The organism is Elioraea sp. Yellowstone, from assembly GCF_006704265.1.
Taxonomy (GTDB): Bacteria; Pseudomonadota; Alphaproteobacteria; order Acetobacterales; family Acetobacteraceae; genus Elioraea.
Genome location: NZ_VIKA01000244.1, coordinates 1 through 2,931, shown reverse-complemented (window position 1 = coordinate 2,931; position 2,931 = coordinate 1). Strand labels below are relative to the sequence as shown.

The window sequence follows — 2,931 nt, the reverse complement described above, 5'->3', positions numbered from 1 at the left end:
GCGCGGCACCGGGGTGGGGCCGCCCGTCGCGTCCAGCATGCGTTGCAGGACCTCCAGGGGAACCCCCTGGGGCAGGCCGGGCAGCGGCGGCGGGGAGAGCGGCGCAGGCGGCGGCGCCTGCGCGGCCGCCTCCGCCGCGAGCAGCATGGCCAGGACTGCGGTCGCCGGTCGAAGCGTCACCACCACGCCCCCGCTTCGGCGCGGGCCCGTCAGGCGCGGTCCGCAGCCTCAACCCGTGCGCGAGACCTGTTAACACGTGATGCGCGTGTGTGCCAACAAGAGCCGGGAATCGCGGGGGAAGGGGCAACGCATGACGGACCAGGGCGGCGCGTCGCGGGTGGCGGTGCTGCGCGCGCTCTGGCGCCGAGGTGCGGCAGCCATGCTGCGCCGCACCCGCCACGAGGTCTGGATGCGGCTCGGCGGTCCTGCGCGCGCCCTGCCCGACCGCGCGGCCCCTGCGGGCCCCTTCCTGCCCTGCCCCGCCGGCACGCTGCCGCTCGAGACGCCAGTGCTGGCGCGGCTTCTCGCAGGCGTCGACCGGGCCGCGCGCCCGGTCTCCTTCGCGACCGGCCGTCCCGATGACGCCGCCCCCTGGCATGCCGTCGAGCCCTACGCCCATGGCGATGTGCGGCTCGTCTGGGAGGTCTCGCGCTTCGGCGTCCTGCCGGCGCTCGCGCTCGCCGCGCGCGCGACCGGAGAACCTCGCTTCCTGGACGCCGCCGAGCGCCACCTCGCCGCCTTCCTCGCCGCCTGCCCGCCCTATCGCGGCGCGCACTGGGCAAGCGCGCAGGAGGCGGCGATCCGGCTCATCCATCTCGTCGCGGCGGGGCTGATCCTCGGCGGCGCGCCGCCCCCGGGCGGGCGCGCGCTCGCCGGCCTGCTCGCGGCGCGGGTGCGTGCGACGTTCGCCTATGAACGCTCGCTCGCCAACAACCACGGCCTCGTCTGCGCCGCGGCGCTCGCCGGTGCCGGCGCCTGGCTCGGCACCGAGGATCGCCGCCGTGGCGAGCGCATCCTCGCGGCCGACCTGCCGCGGCTGACCACCGCCGCCGGCGGCTTCGCGCAGGTCTCGACCCGCTACCACCGCATGGCGCTCGATGCGCTCGCCTTCGCCGCGCTGGCAGGGGCGTCGCTCGCCGCGCCCCTGCGCGACCGGCTGGCGGCAATGGCGGCCTGGCTCGGCCGCGTGACCGACCCGGCGACCGGACAGGTGCCGCGGCTCGGCCACGACGACGGAACGGCGCTGCTGGACGCGACCTGCGCCGGGCCTGACGACGCGCGGCCCTCGCTGGTCCGCGCCACGGCCGCGGCGGCGGCGCCCGGAGCATCCCCTCTCGCGCTCGCGGGGCTCGGTCCGATGGCGCCGGAACCGTCGCCCGGGGGCTGGGCCGACCCCGAGGGTGGGACCGCAGGGCTGCGCCATGGCCGGACCCTCGCCCTGCTGCGCCTGCCGGGCGGCCGGTTTCCCGCCGGCCAGGGCGACATCATGCACCTGACGCTGATGCACCGCGGCGAGGAGATCCTGCGCGACGCGGGCACCTGGCTCTACAACCCGCCCGCCGGCGAGAGCGATCTCGCCGGAACCGCGCACCACACCACCGCGCAGTGGGGCGAGGCGGACCGGCCGGTGCGGCTCGGCCGCTTCCTGTTCGCCGCCCCGCCCCGGCTGCGCCATCTCGAGGCGTCGGCCGACCGGCTGCGCGCGGCCTGCGACCGCCACGACCGCACGGTCGCGGTCGCCGGCGACACCTGGACCGTCACCGACCGGCTTGCCCCGGGGGCGACGCTGCGCTGGCGCCTGCCGCCCGGCACCTGGCTGCGCCGGTCCGACGGTGTGGAAGGTGCCGCAGCCGCGCTTGGCGTCAGCGCGGACGGGCCGGTCGATCTGCGGCTCGCGCAGGGCTGGGACAGCCCGCGCTACGGTGAACGCCAGCGCATCCCGGTCCTGACCGTGCGCCTGACGGGATCGACCCGATGCGTGGTGACACGCATACGATTGCCTTGATGCACTTTTGACGCAGGCGTCACGCGCGCGCCGGGGTCATCGCCTGTAGACCTTTCGGATTGGCGACGATCTCCGCGATCCAAGGCGTGTCCCGTGAACCGCGATCATGACGAGTGACGCCCTGCTTGCGGGCCTCTGGCGCCAGCGGCTGGGCGTGCTCGCGGGTGCGCTTGCGCTCTGGTTCGCGGCCATCGGGGGGCTGCTGCTCGTGCCGCGCGCGCATGTCGCGCGCGCCGTGGTCGCCCCGGCCGAGACCACCGGCATCGCCGCCTCCAGCCTGCTCTCGCCGCTGCCGCTGGTCGGCAGCGGGCTGCTCGACCAGCGGCCCGCCGGCAACTTCGCCGTCTATCTCGGCGCACTCCGCGCGCGCGAGGCAGCCGCCGTGCTGCGGCGCGAAACCGACCTCGCCCGACGGCTCGCCGCCGACCGGGCGGAAGGAGCCGCCGCGCGGCTCCTGGCCGCGCTGGGCCTCGCCGAGCCGGAGGTGCTGGACGACGACCTGATGGGCTGGATCGCGCGCAACACCTCGGCGACGCAGAGCCCGGCAAGCGTCGTCTGGATCATCGAGGCGCGCCACCCGGATCCGGCGCTGGCGCTGGCGGTGCTGAAGAGCCTGCACGCGGCCGCCGAGGCGCGCGTGCGCGAGGAGATGCAGGCGATGGTCGCACGCCGCCTCGCCTTCCTCACCGAGCGCGCCGCGCGCGAGCCCGACATCGCGGCGCGCCAGTCGCTGTACGGCCTGATCGCCGAGACCCACCGGCACGAGGCGGTGCTCGCCTCGGATCCCGCCGTGGCCGCGCGCATCGTCAGCGCACCGGCGGTCGAGGACCGGCCGAGCGTGCCGAACCGGATGCTGCTCGCGGCGCTCGCGGCACCGGCCGCCGCACTCGCCTCGCTCGGCTTCTGGGCGGTGCTGCTCCTCGCGC

General features: G+C 76.8%; 2 protein-coding genes. Both read left to right on the top strand.

Annotated elements, in window-relative coordinates:
- Positions 1-310: 310 nt before the first annotated feature.
- The gene (locus tag FK498_RS18265) at positions 311-2,005 is read left to right on the top strand and encodes a heparinase II/III family protein (RefSeq protein WP_141857081.1); all 1,695 of its coding nucleotides are present in this window, start codon (positions 311-313) and stop codon (positions 2,003-2,005) included.
- A 106-nt stretch (positions 2,006-2,111) separates the two neighbouring features.
- Positions 2,112-2,931, top strand: an 820-nt coding sequence (locus FK498_RS18260) for a hypothetical protein (RefSeq protein WP_141857079.1), incomplete at its 3' end; no start/stop codon positions are given.

Excerpts from the sequence above, each read along its gene's own strand:
- FK498_RS18265 (WP_141857081.1), top strand. The coding sequence starts at position 311 with ATGACGGACCAGGGCGGCGCGTCGCGGGTGGCGGTGCTGCGCGCGCTC.